This window comes from Rhodovulum viride, from assembly GCF_003265965.1.
In the GTDB taxonomy this organism is placed as follows: Bacteria; Pseudomonadota; Alphaproteobacteria; order Rhodobacterales; family Rhodobacteraceae; genus Rhodovulum; species Rhodovulum kholense.
In genome coordinates, this window is record NZ_MUAV01000079.1 from 1 (window position 1) to 1,821 (window position 1,821).

The 1,821-nt window shown below is 69.6% G+C and carries 5 protein-coding genes; all 5 read right to left on the reverse strand.

Features of this window, described 5'->3' with window-relative positions; genetic code table 11:
• Positions 1 to 5: 5 nt before the first annotated feature.
• Entirely contained in the window at positions 6 to 179 is a 174-nt protein-coding gene (locus BYZ73_RS23040) for a hypothetical protein (RefSeq protein WP_181498151.1), read from the reverse strand.
• Positions 176 to 880 carry a hypothetical protein gene (locus tag BYZ73_RS20955; RefSeq protein ID WP_245943261.1) on the reverse strand — a complete coding sequence of 235 codons (705 nt, stop codon included), beginning with the start codon at positions 878 to 880 and terminating at the stop codon, positions 176 to 178. The genes BYZ73_RS23040 and BYZ73_RS20955 overlap by 4 nt, the downstream gene beginning before the upstream one ends.
• 100 nt (positions 881 to 980) lie before the next feature.
• Positions 981 to 1,139: a hypothetical protein gene (locus tag BYZ73_RS23045; RefSeq protein ID WP_181498152.1), complete on the reverse strand. Its 159-nt coding sequence runs from the start codon at positions 1,137 to 1,139 to the stop codon at positions 981 to 983.
• Between the two features lie 47 nt (positions 1,140 to 1,186).
• Positions 1,187 to 1,444, reverse strand: a complete 258-nt coding sequence (locus tag BYZ73_RS20960) for a hypothetical protein (protein ID WP_112317548.1) — start codon at positions 1,442 to 1,444, stop codon at positions 1,187 to 1,189.
• Between the two features lie 196 nt (positions 1,445 to 1,640).
• On the reverse strand, positions 1,641 to 1,821 hold a 181-nt coding region (locus BYZ73_RS23610), incomplete at its 5' end, for a hypothetical protein (protein ID WP_220086879.1).

A 1,821-nucleotide genomic window follows, 5' to 3' on the forward strand; every position in this document is an offset into this window, starting at 1 on the left:
GGGTGTCAGGCATCGGCTTCAAGCCCCCATTCCACCAGGGTGCGCACCGCTTCCGAAAAGTTCGGTGCGCCGCCACGCGCGATCCATGCGTTGATCGCCTCAATCTGATCGGGATCGAAATAGATCGGCACCCCGCGCTTGCGGCCGCGGGCATGCCCCTGTGCTGGTGTCGTCGTCATGCTGCGATCTCCTTGGCTGCGTGGCTGCCCCATTGGTCTGCGCAGGCGTCGGCGAGGCCCTCGAAGGTGCGGCTGCGGATCTTCCAGCGGTCGGGGCCGGGCGGGGCCCGGTGGACCGCGCTCCAGCGCTTGTGCGCTTCGGTGCCGGGCGCGGGCGGGCTCAGGCGGTCGGTGGCGCTCAGGGGCGCGAGGCCGCGCAGATAGAGCCCGGTCGCCTTGAAGAAGGGCTCGCCGAACCACCACGGCTGCACGATCTGCGGCTTGGGCAGATCCGCCGGCAAGCGCGCGCGGCCGTGCGGGTTCATCACCGGGTTCTCGACCGCGACACGCGGGATGGGCGCGCGCCAGCAGGCCGAGAAGAGCGCGGCACCTTCGTCGAGCAGCCGCCACATGATGGCGCGGCGGGCCTCTTCGGGCAGGTTGGGCCAGGCGGCGCGCTCGTCCGGCTGCGCCTCGGCCGGGGCGTTGGTCGGCGGCACATGCAGCCAGCGGACGCCCGAATTGCAGAGCCGGGTGCAGGGCGGGTGCATCACCGCGAGCAGGTCCCAGCCCAGATCCAGCACCTCGCGGATATCGCAGATCATGTGCCGGTTGGTGGCATCCTCGGCGGGCAGCAGGTCGCAGGACCAGACATCGTGCCCGCGCGCGGCGAAGGCCCGGCGCATCACGCCCGAGGTTTCGCAGCCGATCAGGACGCGCATCAGAAGTCCAGCCAGCCGAAATGCCAGACCACGGCGGCCAGCGCCCATATGATCAGGACCGACAGGCCAGCGCCCGCCAGCATGCCCAGCAGGAACGGGATCATGAGAAAATCCCCCGCGCGATCTTCAGGACGGTCAGCACCAGGAACAGCGCCCCGGCGGCGCCGATCAGAAGGACCGGCACCACGATTGCCGTGATCAGGATCGCGCCTCGGGGCGTGGCGCCGGGCGCCTCTTCATGCGGGCTGTTGCCGTTCATCGGTCTGGCTTTCTGTCTGTGGCCCGGACCATCCGGGCGCTTCGGTGTCAGGCGAAAGGAAAGCGGTTCCGGGCGGCGTCGAACCACGTCGCCACGGCGTCGGCTTCGGTGGTGGCGCGGGCCAGCACCCCGAAAAGCTGGATCTCGTGAAAGGCGACCGGGGCAGTCCCGACGCGCGTCCAGCCGGTCTGGCGCAGCGCGCCGCGGATCGCGGCCACCTGCACCGCAGGCGCGGCATTGCCCCATTCGGCCAGGAAGTCCTCGAGCCGCAGGGTTTCGCGGGCGACCTGCTCGGCGGCGTTCATCGGCCGGTCCTCCCGATGCATTTCCAACCGCGTGTCGCGTGCAGCTGAAAGCGCCGTTGGCCGATTACCTTGTATCTGGGCAGCCGACGCCAGCCCCAGCCGCAGCGAGGTGGCAGCAGCCCGTCCAACGAATGGTTGCTGACAAAACGCTCGATGTCTGTGCTGCGCACGATCTCAATTTCGAGAATGCCCGCCATCACGCCGCCCACCCGCCGTCATCCCCGCCGGGTGTTGGGCCGGGGCGGTCAAAGACCAGCCCCCGATGGTTCTCGGTTCGCTGCATCTGCTGCAACCGGGCCGAGCGCACGGTCTGGCCCCGCGCCGTTTTCAGGACGGCCCAGGCATGCAGCCGGATCGACAGGCGATGCGCATAGGCG

Excerpts from the sequence above, each read along its gene's own strand:
- BYZ73_RS20955 (WP_245943261.1), bottom strand. The coding sequence starts at position 880 with ATGCGCGTCCTGATCGGCTGCGAAACCTCGGGCGTGATGCGCCGGGCC.
- BYZ73_RS23040 (WP_181498151.1), bottom strand. The coding sequence starts at position 179 with ATGACGACGACACCAGCACAGGGGCATGCCCGCGGCCGCAAGCGCGGG.
- BYZ73_RS20960 (WP_112317548.1), bottom strand. The coding sequence starts at position 1,444 with ATGAACGCCGCCGAGCAGGTCGCCCGCGAAACCCTGCGGCTCGAGGAC.
- BYZ73_RS23045 (WP_181498152.1), bottom strand. The coding sequence starts at position 1,139 with ATGAACGGCAACAGCCCGCATGAAGAGGCGCCCGGCGCCACGCCCCGA.